This window comes from Sphingomonas sp. Xoc002, assembly GCF_050408055.1.
GTDB classification, from domain to species: Bacteria; Pseudomonadota; Alphaproteobacteria; order Sphingomonadales; family Sphingomonadaceae; genus Sphingomonas; species Sphingomonas yabuuchiae.
Map to the genome: position 1 here is coordinate 2,528,605 of NZ_CP191175.1, position 16,278 is coordinate 2,544,882.

The 16,278-nt window shown below is 65.7% G+C and carries 14 protein-coding genes; 4 read left to right on the top strand and 10 right to left on the bottom strand.

All coding sequences use genetic code 11. The features are described 5' to 3' along the window. Nucleotides 1-7: 7 nt before the first annotated feature. On the bottom strand, nucleotides 8-445 hold the full coding sequence (locus tag ACQR50_RS11390; RefSeq protein WP_428968407.1) for a hypothetical protein: 438 nt from the start codon (nucleotides 443-445) through the stop codon (nucleotides 8-10). Nucleotides 446-638: 193 nt separating this feature from the next. Between ACQR50_RS11390 and ACQR50_RS11395 the strand changes: the two genes are divergently transcribed. Next, a complete protein-coding gene (locus ACQR50_RS11395; protein ID WP_428968408.1) occupies nucleotides 639-2,006 on the top strand; it encodes an MFS transporter in 1,368 nt (455 codons plus the stop codon). A gap of 28 nt (nucleotides 2,007-2,034) precedes the next feature. Continuing rightward, entirely contained in the window at nucleotides 2,035-3,162 is a 1,128-nt protein-coding gene (locus ACQR50_RS11400) for a glycoside hydrolase family 68 protein (protein ID WP_428968409.1), read from the top strand. Nucleotides 3,163-3,252: 90 nt separating this feature from the next. On the opposite strand, the gene ACQR50_RS11405 is transcribed toward ACQR50_RS11400, so the two are convergent. The 9 genes from ACQR50_RS11405 to ACQR50_RS11445 all read right to left on the bottom strand — a co-directional run bounded on the left by ACQR50_RS11405 (nucleotide 3,253) and on the right by ACQR50_RS11445 (nucleotide 13,942). Beyond that, entirely contained in the window at nucleotides 3,253-4,302 is a 1,050-nt protein-coding gene (locus ACQR50_RS11405; protein ID WP_428968410.1) for a LacI family DNA-binding transcriptional regulator, read from the bottom strand. 73 nt (nucleotides 4,303-4,375) lie between these two features. Further along, entirely contained in the window at nucleotides 4,376-4,831 is a 456-nt protein-coding gene (locus tag ACQR50_RS11410; RefSeq protein WP_428968411.1) for a hypothetical protein, read from the bottom strand. A gap of 213 nt (nucleotides 4,832-5,044) precedes the next feature. Then, nucleotides 5,045-5,974 (bottom strand): electron transfer flavoprotein subunit alpha/FixB family protein, encoded by a 930-nt coding sequence (locus ACQR50_RS11415; protein ID WP_428968412.1) that lies wholly within the window; start codon nucleotides 5,972-5,974, stop codon nucleotides 5,045-5,047. Next, a complete protein-coding gene (locus tag ACQR50_RS11420) occupies nucleotides 5,971-6,720 on the bottom strand; it encodes an electron transfer flavoprotein subunit beta/FixA family protein (protein ID WP_428968413.1) in 750 nt (249 codons plus the stop codon). Before ACQR50_RS11420 ends, ACQR50_RS11415 begins: the two co-directional genes overlap by 4 nt. A gap of 14 nt (nucleotides 6,721-6,734) precedes the next feature. Beyond that, a complete protein-coding gene (locus ACQR50_RS11425; RefSeq protein WP_428968414.1) occupies nucleotides 6,735-8,048 on the bottom strand; it encodes an OmpP1/FadL family transporter in 1,314 nt (437 codons plus the stop codon). A gap of 34 nt (nucleotides 8,049-8,082) precedes the next feature. Further along, nucleotides 8,083-8,490 carry a DUF2147 domain-containing protein gene (locus tag ACQR50_RS11430; RefSeq protein ID WP_056433839.1) on the bottom strand — a complete coding sequence of 136 codons (408 nt, stop codon included), beginning with the start codon at nucleotides 8,488-8,490 and terminating at the stop codon, nucleotides 8,083-8,085. A gap of 173 nt (nucleotides 8,491-8,663) precedes the next feature. Next, on the bottom strand, nucleotides 8,664-10,460 hold the full coding sequence (locus tag ACQR50_RS11435) for an acyl-CoA dehydrogenase C-terminal domain-containing protein (protein ID WP_428968415.1): 1,797 nt from the start codon (nucleotides 10,458-10,460) through the stop codon (nucleotides 8,664-8,666). A gap of 18 nt (nucleotides 10,461-10,478) precedes the next feature. Then, a complete protein-coding gene (locus ACQR50_RS11440) occupies nucleotides 10,479-12,806 on the bottom strand; it encodes a 3-hydroxyacyl-CoA dehydrogenase NAD-binding domain-containing protein (RefSeq protein ID WP_428968416.1) in 2,328 nt (775 codons plus the stop codon). Then, nucleotides 12,806-13,942 carry a thiolase family protein gene (locus ACQR50_RS11445; RefSeq protein ID WP_428968417.1) on the bottom strand — a complete coding sequence of 379 codons (1,137 nt, stop codon included), beginning with the start codon at nucleotides 13,940-13,942 and terminating at the stop codon, nucleotides 12,806-12,808. The genes ACQR50_RS11440 and ACQR50_RS11445 overlap by 1 nt, the downstream gene beginning before the upstream one ends. Nucleotides 13,943-14,169: 227 nt before the next feature. Between ACQR50_RS11445 and ACQR50_RS11450 the strand changes: the two genes are divergently transcribed. Beyond that, nucleotides 14,170-15,789 (top strand): long-chain-fatty-acid--CoA ligase, encoded by a 1,620-nt coding sequence (locus ACQR50_RS11450; protein ID WP_428970693.1) that lies wholly within the window; start codon nucleotides 14,170-14,172, stop codon nucleotides 15,787-15,789. A 3-nt stretch (nucleotides 15,790-15,792) separates the two neighbouring features. Next, entirely contained in the window at nucleotides 15,793-16,182 is a 390-nt protein-coding gene (locus ACQR50_RS11455) for a MerR family transcriptional regulator (RefSeq protein WP_056433848.1), read from the top strand. Nucleotides 16,183-16,278: the final 96 nt, after the last annotated feature.

Sequence of the window (16,278 nt, forward strand, 5' to 3'; positions counted from 1 at the left end):
GCGGGGGTCAGGAAACCCACATCGGCGACGGCTTGTCGTTGCGGCGCCATCCTTTGGCGGTCCGCACATAGCGATAGAGCATGCCACTGCCACACATGCCGGAGCATTCGGTCGTGACCCTAACTGTCGCGGACCGACCATCGGCGGCGATCACTGGCACGCCGATCGTGGCGATGACGGCCGGCGGGCGCTGTGGCCCCGGCGTCGGCACATGTTCGGCCGCCCGTGATCGCGCATCGTCATCGGCCGCCGCATATCCCGCTGGCAGCTTATGCGCCAAATGTGGACACATCTTCATCAGCCCATCCTGTGCCGGATTGGTCTCGATGAAATAGATGCCGGGATCGGAGGGAGGCGGCATATCCGCAACGACCACCCGACCGAGTTCGCAAATCACCCGCAACGGGGCGGCGCCATGGCCCGTCGATGCGATCATCAGCGCCAATATCCCTAAAGCCATCAAACGCTTGCTCCCTCTTGGAAGCATGATCCGGCAAAGCATCAAGCAGGGCAAGCGATCATCGCGAACTCACTATGCAATCGTTTGTTGCAATCTATGATCCACCACGGCATGATGGCCCCGACGCGGCAAGCCAGCGATAGACTACAGGCCCACCCCCGCGTGCGAGAGGACCCGCATGACCCCGTCCACCCCCACTGCCGGAACCGGAGTGCCGCTGAAGCCCCACCTCTCGCTGACCCGGATTCTGGAGATGAATCTGGGTTTCCTGGGGCTGCAATTCAGCTTTGGATTGCAGCAGGGCAACATGGCGCCGATCTACAGCTATCTGGGCGCATCCGAGACGCAGATTCCGCTGTTGCAGATGGCTGGGCCGATGACGGGCCTGCTGATCCAGCCGCTGATCGGCGCGATGAGCGATCGGACCGACAGCCGCTGGGGGCGGCGGACGCCCTATTTCCTGATCGGCGCGGTGCTGTGCGCCTTCGGCCTGTTCTTCATGCCGCTCAGCTCGTCGCTGCTGATGGCGGTGTCGCTGCTCTGGATCCTGGATGCGGGCAACAACATCACCATGGAGCCGTACCGTGCCTATGTCTCCGACCGGCTGGACGGGTCGCAGCATAATATCGGCTTCCTGACGCAGAGCGCCTTTACCGGGCTGGCGCAGATGCTCGCCTTCCTCACGCCCTCGATCCTGGTCTGGGCGGGCATGAACCCGGATTGGGTGGACGGGCACAACATTCCCTATACGGCGCGCATCGTCTTCATGATCGGCGCGGTCCTGTCCTTCGTCACCATCGTCTGGTCGATCAAGCGGGTGCCCGAGCTGCCGCTGGCGCCCGAGGAGCGCGCGCGCATCGCCGCTGCGCCCAAGGGCATCGGGGCCACGCTGAAGGAAATCGCCGAGGCGATCCGCGACATGCCGCTGCCGATGCGCAAGCTGGCGCTGATGAGCCTGTTCCAATGGTATGCCATGATGGCCTATTGGAATTACGTCATCTACGCGATCGGCCGTTCGGTCTATGGCACGGCGGACGCGACCTCGTCGGGCTTCCATGCCGCGGTGCTGACCAATGGGGAGGTGGCCGCCTTCTATAACGGCGTCGCCTTCGTCGCGGCCTTTGCGATGGTGCCGCTCGCCAGGCGGATCGGCGCCGCGCCGCTCCATGCCGCCTGTCTCGTCATCACCGGCATCGGCATGATGGTAATGCCGCACATGACCAGCAAGGCGATGCTGTTCCTGCCCGCCATCGGCATCGGCCTGGGCTGGGCCAGCATGATGGGCAATCCCTATGTCATCCTGGCAGGCTCGATCCCGCCCGAGCGGACCGGCGTCTATATGGGCATCTTCAATATGATGATCGTCATCCCGATGCTGATCTTCGGCGTGACGCTGCCGCTCTTCTATCAAAGCTGGCTGGGCGGCGATCCGCGTAACGTGCTGACGCTGTGCGGCGTGCTGATGCTGCTGGCCGCCGTCTCCGTCTACACGGTGCGCGCCCGCAATGCGCAGGGGCTGCCGCTCGGCGCCGCCCCGCAAGCCTGATCCCCGTTACGATCTTCCCTGAGGTATCATGACCGACACCCCCGCTCCTACCCACTGGTCGGCTGACGCACTGGCCGGCATCCCGGCACAGGCCGATGCGCGCCTGCCGGTCTTCACCGCCGCCGATGTCGTGCCGATCCTGCCCGACCATGATTTCTGGGACATGTGGCAGATCGCCTATGCCGATGGCCGCACCGCCTTTTTCGGGGGGCGCAGCTGGTGGTTCTTCCTGGCGACGCCGCGTTTGTCGGACCCCGAGATGCGCCATGACGAAGCACGCATCCGCCTGACCAGCTATGGCGCGGACGGCTGGCGCGATCATGGCGTGACCTTTGCCGACGGCTTCACGCCGGGCAGCCGCGAATGGTCGGGCTCTGCGGTGCTGGGCGAGGACGACACGACGCTGACCATGTATTTCACCGCCTCGGGACGGCGCGGCCAACCCCGCACCTTCGAGCAGCGGCTGTTCGAGACGGAAGGCCGCTTCATCGTCGAGGGCGACGATGCCCGCACCGAAGGCTGGAGCGAGCCGGTCGAGAGCGTCGCGGCGGATGGCCATCATTACATCGTCGCCAACCAGGCCGAGCCGGAAAATGGCGGCATCAAGGGCTTTCGCGATCCCGGCTATTTCCGCGATCCGGCGGACGGCGCGGAGTATCTGCTGTTCGTCGGCTCTGCGGGCTGGGTGAAGCAGGATATCGACGGCGTGGTCGGCGTCGCCAGGCGTGAGGGCGAGCGCTGGACGATCCAGCCGCCGCTGATCGAATCGCTCGGCGTCAATGCCGAGTTGGAGCGGCCGCACATCGTCGTCCGCAATGGCCTGTATTACTGCTTCTGGTCGACCCAGGGGAAGCGCTTCGCCTCCGGCCTCGGCGCGCCGACCGGGCTCTATGCGATGGTCGCGGACAGCGTTGCGGGGCCTTGGCGGCCGGTCAACGGCACCGGGCTGGTCGCGGGCAATCCGGTGGAAGAGCCGACCCAGGCCTATTGCTGGTGGGTCACGGGCGAAGGCGATGTCACCAGTTTCGTCGATTATTGGGGCATGGAGGGCCGCGACGCGAGCGAAGACGTCGCGCTTCGACGGGAGCGGTTCGGCGGGACGGCCGCCCCCTGGTTCCGACTGGCATTCGATGGCGACCGGGTGACGATCGCCTGAGCTATTCGGCAGGCCGCAGGCCTGATGGAGGGGCGGTTGCGAGGGTTCTTGCCCTCGCAACCGCCCCTCCCTTTCAGGCCGGGAAACTCCTCAGGCTGTTTCGCGCAACACCAGTTCGGGGTCCAGAACCACCGATCCCGCCTCGCCCCCGCCGATCCGGGCGAACAGCGCGTCGACCATCGCCTTGGCGCCTGCCGCAATGTCCTGGCGAATGGTGGTGATGCGCGGCACCGCCTGGGCGGCGAGCGGCAGGTCGTCATAGCCGATGACGGGCAGCGTCTCGGGCACCGCGATCGCGCGGTCGGCGAGCACCCGCACCGCGGTCATCGCGATCATGTCCGACGCCGCGACGATGCCGTCGATCGCGACGGTCCCCCCGCCCTGCTCCAGCAGCGCGTCGATATGGGCGCCGATCTCCTGTTCCATCACATCGGAGGCGAGATGGGTGGCAAGCTGGACCGGACCGCCGTCCAGCCCGGCCTCGGCCATGGCGCGTGCCAGGCCGTCATGGCGCTGGCGGATTTCGGGGGCGCTGATATCGCCCAGAAAGGCGATACGACGCGCGCCCCGTTGGATCAGTCGCTGGCCTGCCAGATAGCCGCCCTTGGCATTGTCGGTGCCGACCGCCGCATGGACCTGATCCGGCAGGTTGACGCCCCAGGCGACGAGCGGACGATAGCGGCTGGCGACGCGCTCGATCGCGTCATACTGGTTCGACTGGCCGATCAGCAGCACGCCGTCGACCATGCCGCTATCGACCACGCGGTCCAGCCAGTCGGGTGCGTCCGGGATGACGCGCGACAGCATCACGTCATAGCCGTTCTCCGTCAGCGCATCGGCCAGATGGCCGAGCATGGTCATGAAGAACGGGTCGGACAGATGCTGGCGCCGGTCATGGCCCAGCGGGACGACGATGCCGATCACGCCGGTGCGGCGGGTCCGCAGGCGGCTGGCCATCTGATTGGGGCGAAAGCCGTGCAGATCGGCGAGCGCCTGGATCCGCGTCCGCGTCTCGGCATTGACCAGCGACTTGCCCGCCAGCGCGCGCGAGACGGTGCCGGGCGACACACCCGCCATTTCCGCCAGATCCGCGATCGTCCGCACCCGGCGACCGCCCCCTCCCGTGATATTGTCTGTCATATGCGAATGGTAGCCAAAGCTTCGTGGCGCTAACAAGCAGGCAACGGAATTTGCAGGCTTTTCCTCACATAGATCAACGATATTCGCCACTCACGTCGAATTTCAGGCCATGTAGCGCTACCACATGCTTGCCCTGACATTGCGGTGCGCCGACGATCCGCATCCAGCGTGAGCCGCTCGGCGCCCGGATTTCCGCATCGATGGTAAAGCCACGCCGATGGCGGATGGCATAGGCGCGTAGCCGCTCGACCGCCGACAGGGATTCGGATCGGTAAAGCGGCAGGACGCCAAGCCGCTCCAGGGGGCGATCCGGTTGCCAGTCGAAGAGGCGAAAGACATTCGTCGACCAGTTCAGGCTTTGGGATGCCAAATCGCAGGACCAGCGCCCGATGCCATGCGCGGTCAGCCACGCATCATCGGTCCCCGCCGGTGTAAGGTCGGGTGGATCCAAACATCCCAGGTCGAAACGCAGTCCGCGTTCGAACAAGGGCCAGCTATGGTTCAGCGCGAGGGGCTCGGCTGGTTTCATAAGGCACTCCACGAAAGCGCGGAGATGCTATGTCGAGAATCCTAACCCCGATTTAAATCCCCCACCATTCCTACTCTTGCAAGGGAAGTGCAGACCGTCAGGTCTGACGGAGGAGTGTCACCCTCTCGATAGCGGGACACCCCTCCACCATGCTGCGCATGGTCCCCCTCCCCTTGCAGGGGAGGATCGTCGGTTCGCGCAGAGGAAAAGGTTTTAGACCTTCCCGGTCAGTTCGGGCACGACGGTGAACAGGTCGCCGACCAGACCGATATCGGCGACCTGGAAGATCGGCGCATCCTCGTCCTTGTTGATCGCGACGATGATCTTGGAGTCCTTCATCCCCGCCAGATGCTGGATCGCGCCCGAGATGCCGACCGCGACATAGACTTCCGGTGCGACGATCTTGCCGGTCTGGCCGACCTGATAGTCGTTGGGGGCATAACCCGCATCGACCGCCGCACGGCTCGCGCCGACGGCGGCGCCCAGCTTGTCGGCGAGCGGGTCGATCAGCGCATGGAATTGCTCCTCCGAGCCCAGCGCGCGACCGCCCGAGACGATGATCTTGGCGCTGGTCAGCTCGGGCCGGGCATTCTCGGCCTTTTCCGCACCGACGAAGCGGGACTTGGCCGCGTCGCCCGTTGCGGCGACCGCCTCGACCTCGCCCGAGCCGCCCTCGGCCGCTGCCTTTTCGAACGCGGTGGTGCGGACGGTCAGGACCAGCTTGGTGTCGCTGGTCTTGACCGTGGCAATCGCGTTGCCCGCATAGATCGGACGGGTGAAGCTGTCCGGCCCCTCGACCGACAGGATGTCGCTGATCTGCATCACGTCGATCAGCGCAGCTACACGCGGCGCGATATTCTTGCCCGTCGTCGTCGACGGGGCGAGGAAGGCGTCGTGGCTTTCCATCAGCTGGGCGATCAGCGGCGCGACATTCTCGGCCAGCACATTGGCATAGGCCGCATCGTCGGCGACATGGACCTTGCCCACGCCGGCGATCCTGGCGGCGGCCTGCGCCACGCCGTCGACACCCTGCCCGGCGACGATCAGATGCACCTCGCCCAGCTTGGCCGCCGCCGTGACGGTCGCCAGCGTGGCATCCTTGACGGCCCCGCCGTCATGCTCGACCCATACCAGCGTCTTCACTTGGCCACTCCCAGTGCTTTCAGTTTCTCGACCAGTTCGTCGACCGAGCCGACCTTGACGCCCGCCTGGCGCTTGCCGGGCTCGGCGACGTGCGTGATCGTCAGGCGGGGCGACACGTCGACGCCGTAATCGGCGGCGGTCTTGGTCGCCATCGGCTTGGACTTGGCCTTCATGATGTTGGGGAGCGACGCATAGCGCGGCTCGTTGAGGCGAAGGTCGGTGGTGACGATGGCGGGCAACGTCAGCGCCACCGTCTCCAGCCCGCCATCGACCTCGCGGGTGACGTTGGCCGTCTCACCCGCGATCTCGACCTTCGAGGCGAACGTGCCCTGCGCCCAGCCGAGCAGCCCCGCCAGCATCTGGCCGGTCTGGTTGTTGTCGCCGTCGATCGCCTGCTTGCCCAGGATCACGAGGCCGGGCTGTTCCTCCTCGACCAGCTTGGCGAGCAGCTTGGCGACGCCCAGCGGCTCCACCGGCTGGTCGGCGGTGATCAGCACCGCCCGGTCCGCGCCCATGGCGAGCGCGGTGCGCAGCGTGTCCGCCGCCTTGGGCTCGCCGATCGAGACGACGACGACCTCGGTCGCCGCCCCCTTCTCCTTCAGCCGGATCGCCTCTTCCACCGCGATCTCGTCGAACGGGTTCATACTCATCTTCACGTTCGCCAGATCGACGCCCGTCCCGTCCGCCTTCACGCGCGGCTTCACGTTATAATCCAACACCCGCTTCACGGGCACGACGATCTTCATGTCCACTCTCTCAATCAGAAGCTGAAGCGGCCGCCGATCGACGCCACGAACGCACGGGCATTCTGCACCTGACCATTGGTCAGGATCGGCGTCTGTACTGCCGTTCCCGCATAGGCGGCGGTGCGGCGATCGATGGTGGCATTGGCGAAGTCGATATAGCTGCCCGCCGCATCCAGGGTGAAGCGCGGGGTCACCTGATAGGAACCACCGATCGAATAGTTCCACCGGTTCGCATCGGGCACGCGCGCGTCGCGATTGCCGTTCTGGGTCGGCGTGATGCCACGCTGCGCGCCCGCGCGCAGGGTCAGACGATCTGTGGCCGCGTAATCGAAGCCGCCCGCCAGCGAGAAGCTGTTCTTGTAATTCTCCGGGATCGCGGTGTTGATCGGCGCGCCCAGGCGGATCGCATCGAAATCGGCCCAGGTGAAGCGCACCGCCTGCGCGTTCAGCGTCAGCTTGTCGGTCGCGCGGAAGCGACCGGCGACGATGATCTGGGCCGGCGTGTAGAAGGTCGCGGTCGCACCATCGATCGTCCGGTTCTGGCCGGCGAGCGGGCCGAGCAGGCCGCCCACTTCCAGGCTGCCCTTCAGATTGTGCTTGATCCGCGATTTGTAGCTGATGCCGACCGTCGCCCAGTCATTGTGCAGCTGGACACCCGCCGTCCATCCCAGATCCCAGCCATCGCCCTTCAGCCGCTGGAAGCCATCGGGCAACGCCGAGGACAGGTTGGGCAGCGCGTTGCCCAGTTCAGCCTTGGTATATTGGACGTTCAGCGCGCCGCCGACGCGCAGCCAGTCGAGCAGCGCCACGCCGACCGAGGGCTGGATATCTATGGTGCGCAGTTCGGTCTTCAGCGCGCTGTACCGCGCCCAGCTGGTCGCGTCATATTCGGTCGTGAAGCTGTAGGGCGACGTGACGGCCAGGCCGACCGCGACCCGGTCGTTCAGCGGAACGGCGACCGCGCCCGACGGCACGATGCCGCGATTGATGGGGTCGCTCGACACCCGGTCGCCACCGACCGGCTGGAAGGTCGGCTGGCCCGGACGACGGATCAGCGTGCCATTGTCGACGACATCGCCCTTGGGGATGATCGCCGATGCACCCAGCACCGCCTCGCCGCGCTCCATCCCGGCGATCGCGGCCGGGTTCCACCAGAGCGAGGACGCGCCGGTGTCGGCACCCTCACCCGAAAAGGCGCGACCCTGGCCACGGGTCGACTGTTCCTGAAGGTAGAAGGCCTGGCCGTGCGCCGCGCCCGCAAAGGCGAAGGACGAGGACAGGATGGCGGTGGCCAGAAGCGGCGCCTTGAGGGACTTGTTCATGAGCATACTCCCCGGGAATTTCTATCTGGTTGGGCAAAGATCAGCGGATGCGGGTCCAGGTCTGCGTCTTGCAGAGCGGTACGAAGACGCAGCCGCGCACCTTCAGCGTGTCCGGCCCCTCGGGCGTCAGCTTGGCGCTATAGGTCTTGCCATCCTCGGCATTGTAGATCGTGCCGCCGTTCCAGGCCGCGCCATCCTGCGAAAAGCCCTGCAGGATCAGCAGGTTCTTCAGCGGACGGTTGCGCAGCTTGGGATCGCGGTTGTTCTGGTCGGTCAGCGCGGGGTTGGTGCGCAGCTTTTCCGAGGTCAGGACACGACCGCAGACCGAAGAGCCACATTTCTGGATTTCGACGACGCCGCCGCGCGTCTGGGTCTGCCAGCGGCCGACCACCGAGTCCGCATTCACACCGGCCGCTGCAAGGGCCATCGCCGTCAGGGTCAACAACATGCCTCTTCTCCTCTCCACACCCGCTTGTCGGGGCCGAAGCGCCGGCTTTTTCGCCGGTCGCTCCCGAATGTCTTCATTACCCTATACGTCCACTATGTGACGCATAGGAGAACAACACGTCATGCCTACGATGCCGGTTAACCGCAATCAAGTGTAACCGGCATCGCGTCACCTCAAAACGCCTCCAGCTCCAGCGCCATCGTCGAACGCTTGCCCGACTTGATCGCCAGGAACGCCGCCGTCGCCTGCGGCAGGATGCGGTCGAAGAAGAACCCGGCGGTGGCGAGCTTGGCCTTGTAGAAGCCCGCCTCGTCGGTACCTTCGGCCAACCGCTCCGTCGCGATCCGCGCCGACTTCAGGAAGCAGTGCCCCATGCCGACCAGGCCCAGAAGGCGCAGATAGTCGGTGGCCGCCGCCCCCGCCTCCTCGGGGTCCTTCATGCCCTTTTGCGCGATCATGCCGGTGCTGAGCTGCAAGGCACCGAACGCCTGCTGCATACCCGCCGCCCAAGCAGTGATCGCCTTGTCGTCGTGGCGGGTCAGCGCCTCGACCTGCTCCGACACGGCATGAAAGAAGGGGCGCATGTACCGGCCCATATGCGCGGGCATCTTGCGGCCCACAAGGTCGAGCGCCTGGACGCCGTTGGTGCCCTCGTAGATCTGGGCGATGCGGGCGTCGCGGACGAACTGCTCGATGCCGTGATCGCGGATATAGCCATGGCCGCCATGGACCTGCACCGCCATGTTCGCCGCGTCGAAGGCGAGGTCGGTGAACAGCGCCTTCACGACCGGGGTCAGCAGCGCGACGAAGTCCGCCGCGCGCGACTGGTCGGCCGGGTCGATCGCATGGGCTTCGGCATCCAGTCCGCGTGCCGCCCATTGGCCGAGCGCACGACACCCTTCGGCATAGGCACGCATGGTCATCAGCATCCGCCGCACGTCCGGGTGGACGATGATCGGATCGGCGGGCAGATCGGGACGCGCCGCCCCGCCCAGCGCACGGCCCTGCAAGCGGTCCTTGGCGTAGGCGACCGCCGACTGGTAGGCGACCTCGTTGATGCCCAGGCCCTGGATGCCGACCGAGACACGCTCGGTGTTCATCATGGTGAACATCGCCGCCAGGCCCTTGTTCAGCTCGCCCACGACCCAGCCCTTGGAGTCGTTGAACTCGAGCTGGCAGGTGGCGGACGCCTTCAGGCCCATCTTGTGCTCGATCGCCGCGACGTTGACGCCATTGGCGGGACCCACCGAGCCGTCATCCTTGGGCAGGTATTTCGGCACCAGGAACAGGCTGATCCCCTTCACCCCCTTGGGCGCATCGGGTGTGCGCGCGAGGACGAGGTGGATGACGTTGTCGGTCAGGTCATGGTCGCCCGCCGAGATGAAGATCTTGCCGCCGGTCAACAGATAGGAGCCGTCCTCCTGCGGTTCGGCACGGGTGCGCAGCAGCCCCAGATCGGTGCCGCAATGCGCCTCGGTCAGGCACATGGTGCCGGACCATTCGCCCGAGATCATCTTGGGCAGGTAGAAGCTCTTCAGGTCTTCCGAGCCATGGCCCATCAGCGCGGTGGTCGCGCCATGGGTCAGGCCGGGATAGAGGCTGAACGACAGGTTCGTCGCGCAGATCATCTCCTCGACCAGCTTGTTCACCGCCTCGGGCAGCCCCTGTCCGCCATATTCGACCGGTGAGGCAAGCGCGGCCCAGCCGCCTTCGCAGAACTGGCTATAGGCTTCCTTGAAACCGGTCGGCGTGCGGACGACGCCGTTTTCCAGCTTGCACCCTTCGATGTCACCGGTGGCGTTGAGCGGCAGCAGGACCTCCTGCGTGACGCGCGCCGCCTCTTCCAGGATGGCGTCGTACAGCTCGGGACCGAATTCGTCCTGGCCCGCGACGGGGCCGAACTCGTCCTCCTTGAACAGCTCGTGGAGGACGAAACGCATGTCGCGCAGCGGTGCGTTATAGACTTGCATGGGATTATCCTCTCCCGATCAGTTGCGCAGCGGCTTGCCGGTTTCGAGCATATGCTCGACCCGCGCCTGGGTCCGCGCATCCTTGACGCTTTCCATGAAGGCGGCGCGTTCCAGCTTGAGCAGCTGATCCTCGCTCACCTCGTCGATGATGTCGGCCTCGCCGCCGGTGACGATGTTCGCCAGACGGCCCGCGACCACCACGTCGTAGGGCGTGGCGACGCCCTTCTTGGCGAAGTCGGCAACCGCGCCGTTGAACGCGACGCGTCCGGCCGCACCCGGCAGGCGGAAGACCGGCTTTTCGGGCGGCTGATAGCCTTCGACCAGCGACAGCGCCTTCTGCTTGGCATCGGCCAGCAGCCGGTCGCGGTTCATGGTGATGCCATCGTCCTTGCGAAGATAACCGAGATCCCTGGCCAAAGCCGCCGAACGCGACACCTGCGCGGTCGAGATCGTCTCGAACGCCTTCATGGCGGCGGGCATCGGCCCCTTGGGCATCTTGGGCGACTTGGCGAGACGGTCGATCAGTTCGCCGTTTCCGCCCCAGCCGGGGACCAGACCGACGCCGGTCTCGACCAGCCCGATATAGCTCTCCGCATGGGCCTGAATCGCATCGGCGTGGAGCAGGATCTCGCACCCGCCGCCAAGCGCCATGCCCGCGGGCGCGGCGACCACCGGGAAGGGCGCGTATTTCAGCGCCTTGTACGCCTGCTGCCCCGCGACGACCAGCTTGTCGACCTCACCCCAGGCCGCGATGTTCACCGCGAACATGGCGAGGCCCAGGTTTGCCCCCGCCGAGAAGTTGCTGCCCTCGTTATAGATGACCAGCGCCTTATACTGGCTCTTCACCAGCGCGATGGTCTTTTGAAGGAGCGACAGAACCTGCTCGTCAAGCGCGTTCATCTTGCCGGTGAACTCGAACGCCACGACGCCGTCACCGACATCCCATGCCGCTGCCGAACCGTTCTTGAGCAAAGGTTCGGAGCGCAGCTTGATGTCCTCGAGCAGCAGCACGCCATCGGCGCGGACGACATCGGCATAGTCGCCGCCTGCAGTCAGATACTGACGCTTGCCATCGACCACGCGGTAGAAGGGTCGGTCGCCCGCCGTCTCCAACAGCGCAGGCACCTTCTTGCCCTCGGCGCGCAGCCGCTCGGCCAGCTTGCCCGGACCCATGCGGTCGATCAGCTCGAACGGGCCGAACTTCCAGTTATAGCCCAGCTTCATCGCGTCATCGATCGCGACCACATCGTCCGCCGCCTCGCCGACCAGCCCGGCGGCATAGGACAGCACCGGGCCCAGCACCGCCCAGGCATAGTCACCGACCTTGCCCGGCGTCGCGACCAGCGCGGCCAAGTCCTTTTCGGCACGCCCCGGCAGACGCTCGGGCTTCTTCTCGGACCGATACTCGCCGGTCTTCAGGTCGATCGCCTGCTTGGCCTTGCTGCCGTCGGGCTTGCGGTCGAGGCGGTAGAAGCCACCCTTGCCCTTGCGGCCCGTAAAGCCCTCCGCGATCATCTTGTCGATCAGCGGCAGCGGACGGATCGTGTCGAAATAGGCGTCACCCTCCGGCAGGGTCGAGGACAGCGACTTGGCGAGCAGCGGCATCAGGTCGATGCCGACCAGGTCGATAAGCCCGAAAATGCCGGTCTTGGGCACGCCCATCGGACGGCCGCCGATCTGGTCGGCCTCCTCGACGGTCAGGCCCTGGTCCATCGCCGCGTTGATCGCGACCGCCAGCCAATAGGTGCCGATGCGGTTGGCGATGAAGCCGGGCGTGTCCTTGGCGCGGACGATCCGCTTGCCCATGCGGTGATCGACGAACTGCTCGACCTTGGCCGCAACACCGGCATCGGTGTGCTGCGAGGTCACGATCTCGATCAGCCGCATATAGCGCGGCGGGTTGAAGAAATGGGTGATCAGGAAGTCTTGCCTGAACTGCTCCGACCGCCCCTCGACCAGATGGCCGAGCGGGATGGTCGAGGTGTTGGACGACACCGCCGTACCGGGCCGCTTCAATTCCTCCAGCCGGGCATAAAGCGCCTGCTTGATGTCCAGCCGCTCGACCACCGCCTCGACGATCCAGTCGCATTCGGCGACGCGTGCCAGGTGATCCTCGATATTTCCCGTTTCCACGAGCTTGGCGGCGGCGGGCGACATGAAGGGCGCGGGCTCGGTCTTGAGCATCTTGGCGACCGCTTGCCTAGCGATGGCGTCGCGGTCGGCACCGCCCTTGGGCACGATGTCGAGCAGCAGGACGGGCACACCGGCATTGGCGACCTGCGCCGCGATGCCTGCGCCCATCACCCCCGCACCGATCACGCAAACCTTGTTGATCGTGTCAGCCATCATGCACGCTCCAGAACCGTGGCGATGCCCTGTCCGCCGCCGATGCACTGGGTGGCGAGCGCGTACTGGCCGCCGTCACGCGCCAGCAGAGCCGCCGCCTTACCGACGATACGCGCGCCGGTCGCGCCCAGCGGATGGCCGATCGCGATCGCGCCGCCGTCCTTGTTGATCGTCTCGTCCTTCAGGCCAAGGTCGCGGATGCAGGCGATCGCCTGGCTGGCAAAGGCTTCGTTGATCTCGACCACGTCGAGATCGCCTGCCGAGATGCCCGCCCGCTCCAGCGCCTTCTTGGACGAGCCGATCGGGCCGAGGCCCATCGTCTCGGGCTCGCAACCCGAAATGCCGACCGACTTGATGCGGGCGAGGATCTTCAGGCCGTGGCGATGGGCGAATTCCTCCGACGTGACCAGCACGGCGGCGGCACCATCGGTCAGCGGCGAAGCGGTGCCTGCGGTCACGGTGCCTTCCTTGTCGAAGGCGGGCTTCAGGCCGGACAGCACCTCTTCGGTCGTGTCGGGACGGATCAGGCCGTCCTCGGTCACGTCGCCCGCCTTGGTGTGGATCGGCACGATCTCATCGACCAGACGACCGGCGGTGCGCGCCTCGGCGGCCTTTTTCTGGCTGGCGACCGCGAATTTTTCCTGCTCGGCGCGAGTGATCTGGTACTTGGTCGCGACATTCTCGGCGGTCTGACCCATGCCCATATAGGCCCCCGGCCGCGCTGCGGCGAGTTCAGGGTTGGGCAGCGGGTTGTAGCCGCCCATCGGCACCCGGCTCATCGACTCGATACCGGCGCAGATGAACGCCTCGCCCGCGCCGATCTGGATCTGGCCCATCGCGATATGGATGGCCGACATGGACGATCCGCAGAAGCGGTTCACCGTCATGCCGCCGACCGACAGCGGCAGGTCCGCCAGCAGGCCGATCAACCGCGCGACGTTCATGCCCTGCTCGCCCTCGGGGAAGGCGCAGCCCAGGATGACGTCCTCGATCTGCGAGGCGTCGACGCCGGTCCGTTGGATCAGGCCGCGAATCACCTGCGCGGTCAGGTCATCGGGACGAACCCGTGCGAGCGCGCCCTTGCCAGCCTGGGTGAAGGGAGAGCGGGCATAGCCTGCGATCACGATGTTGGTCATCCAATCCTCTCTTTATGGGCTTGCGGCCTAACGTTAAGGTGCGTTACCTACCCTATACGTCAACACAATAAGCAACTCGACCGCAATCGACAACCGGGTATGGTCGAAAAAAGATATAGGAGAGCGACGCGATGACGGCAGGAGCCATCGGGGAAACCACGACAGGCGGTGTACCGGGTCAAGCGACGGGACGCCCTCTGGTCTTCGAGCCGCGGCTGCTGACCGACATGTTCGAGACCACGGTACGGCGGCATGGGTCTCGGCCCGCCATCGATTTCATGGGCCGAATCACCCGATACGACGAACTTGGCGCGATGGTCGACAAGGCCGCCGCCGGGCTCCAGGCGCTGGGGGTGAAGAAGGGCACCCGCGTCGCGCTCTGCCTGCCCAACATCATCTATTACCCCGTCCTCTACTTCGCGACGCTGAAAGCCGGGGGCATCGTCGTCAACGTCAACCCGCTCTATGTCGAGCGCGAGCTGTGCCACCTGCTGGAGGATTCGGGCGCGGAGATCATCGCGACCTGCGACATTCCCGACATTTACGGCCGCGTCTCCCATGTCGCCGAGAAACTCGGCCTGCGCCATGTCATCTCCTGCCCGGTCGCAGGTGCGCTGCCGACGATCAAGGGGCTGGCCTATCGCCTGCTCAAGCGTTCGATGATCGCCGCCCCCGGCCCCTCGCCGCGCCACCTGACCTTTGCACAGATGATGAAGCGCGGCGGCGCCTTGACGCCGATCTCGGCCAGGCCCGACGATGTGGCGGTGCTGCAATATACCGGCGGCACCACCGGCAGGCCCAAGGCGGCGATGCTGTCGCATGCCAATCTCGTCGCCAATGCCGATGCGATGGTCATCCATACCGGCGGCGAGGAGATGATCGGCGAGGAACGCATATTGGGCGTCCTCCCCCTCTTCCACGTCTTCGCGCTGACCACCGTGCTCAGCTTCGCGATCCGGGTGGGGGCGGAGATGATCCTGCTTCCCCGGTTCGAACTGGACCAGGTGCTCAAGACGATCGCGCGCAGCAAGCCGACCTATTTCCCCGCCGTCCCCACCATCTACAATGCGATCGCGGGCGTGGCGGAGGCGCGCAAGGTCGACCTGTCGGCGATCAAGGCCTGCATCTCGGGCGGTGCCCCCCTGCCCGCCGAGGTGCGCGTGGCGTTCGAGAACACGACCGGCGGCAAGCTGGTCGAAGGTTACGGTCTGTCGGAAGCGTCGCCGATCATCACCTGCAACCCGCTGATCGGCGAGAACAAGGGCGGGTCGGCGGGCATCCCCTTCCCCGGTACGATCATCGAGATCCGCGACCGCGACAATCCCGACCGGCTGATGCCGCCGGGCGAGGTCGGTGAAATCTGTGCGCGCGGCCCGCAGGTCATGTCCGGTTACTGGAACAAGCCGAGCGAGAGCGAACAGGTCTTCATCCACGGCGCGCTGCGTACCGGCGATGTCGGCTATCTGGACGAGGACGGCTATCTGTTCATCGTCGACCGGATCAAGGACGTGATCCTGTGCGGGGGCTATAACGTCTATCCGCGCATGATCGAGGAAGCGCTGTACGAGCATCCCGCCGTCGCAGAAGCCGTCGTCATCGGTATTCCCGACCCCTATCGCGGCCAGTCGCCCAAGGCCTTCGTCAAGCTGGCCGCCGATCACCACGCCACGCCCGAAGAGCTGCGTGCCTTTTTACAGGACAAGGTCAGCAAGATCGAACTTCCCCGCGAGGTCGAAATCCGCGAAAGCCTGCCCAAGACCTTGATCGGCAAATTGTCGAAAAAGGAACTGGTTGAGGAAGAATTGGCCAAAGCCGCCGCTGCGGCGGCGCGGCCCGTGGGGGAATAGACGGTGGGGGAAAACGAGGAGCTTCGCGGCATCCAGGATGTCGCGAACAGCTTGGGCGTGACGACGCGCACGCTGCGTTTCTATGAAGATCGCGGACTGATCGAGCCGCGCCGTGTCGGCACCGCGCGCGTCTATTCCAAGCGCGAGACGGGGCGGATGCAGTTGATCCTGCGCGGCAAGCGGCTGGGCTTTTCCCTGCGTGAGATCGAGGAATTCCTGCGGCTGTACGATGCCGACCCGCAGCATGTCGAACAGATGCGCGTGCTGGCCGAACGCTGCCGCGAACGGGTCGACGAACTGCGCCAGCAAATGACGGCGCTGGTCCAGACGGTCGACGAACTGGAAACGATCGAACGCGAAGCGCGCGAACGGATCGCGAAAGCGGGGGCCTGACCCAATCCTCCCCAAGCTTTGCTTGGGGAGGGGGACCATCGCGCCAGCGATGGTGGAGGGGCGAGACGGACCGGCCATGCCCCTCCACCACGCCCT

Bases quoted from the DNA above. Each gene is read 5' to 3' on its own strand.
- ACQR50_RS11450 (WP_428970693.1), top strand. From the start codon at position 14,170: ATGTTCGAGACCACGGTACGGCGGCATGGGTCTCGGCCCGCCATCGAT.
- ACQR50_RS11435 (WP_428968415.1), bottom strand. From the start codon at position 10,460: ATGCAAGTCTATAACGCACCGCTGCGCGACATGCGTTTCGTCCTCCAC.
- ACQR50_RS11425 (WP_428968414.1), bottom strand. From the start codon at position 8,048: ATGCTCATGAACAAGTCCCTCAAGGCGCCGCTTCTGGCCACCGCCATC.
- ACQR50_RS11395 (WP_428968408.1), top strand. From the start codon at position 639: ATGACCCCGTCCACCCCCACTGCCGGAACCGGAGTGCCGCTGAAGCCC.
- ACQR50_RS11440 (WP_428968416.1), bottom strand. From the start codon at position 12,806: ATGGCTGACACGATCAACAAGGTTTGCGTGATCGGTGCGGGGGTGATG.
- ACQR50_RS11405 (WP_428968410.1), bottom strand. From the start codon at position 4,302: ATGACAGACAATATCACGGGAGGGGGCGGTCGCCGGGTGCGGACGATC.
- ACQR50_RS11420 (WP_428968413.1), bottom strand. From the start codon at position 6,720: ATGAAGATCGTCGTGCCCGTGAAGCGGGTGTTGGATTATAACGTGAAG.
- ACQR50_RS11430 (WP_056433839.1), bottom strand. From the start codon at position 8,490: ATGTTGTTGACCCTGACGGCGATGGCCCTTGCAGCGGCCGGTGTGAAT.
- ACQR50_RS11445 (WP_428968417.1), bottom strand. From the start codon at position 13,942: ATGACCAACATCGTGATCGCAGGCTATGCCCGCTCTCCCTTCACCCAG.
- ACQR50_RS11400 (WP_428968409.1), top strand. From the start codon at position 2,035: ATGACCGACACCCCCGCTCCTACCCACTGGTCGGCTGACGCACTGGCC.
- ACQR50_RS11410 (WP_428968411.1), bottom strand. From the start codon at position 4,831: ATGAAACCAGCCGAGCCCCTCGCGCTGAACCATAGCTGGCCCTTGTTC.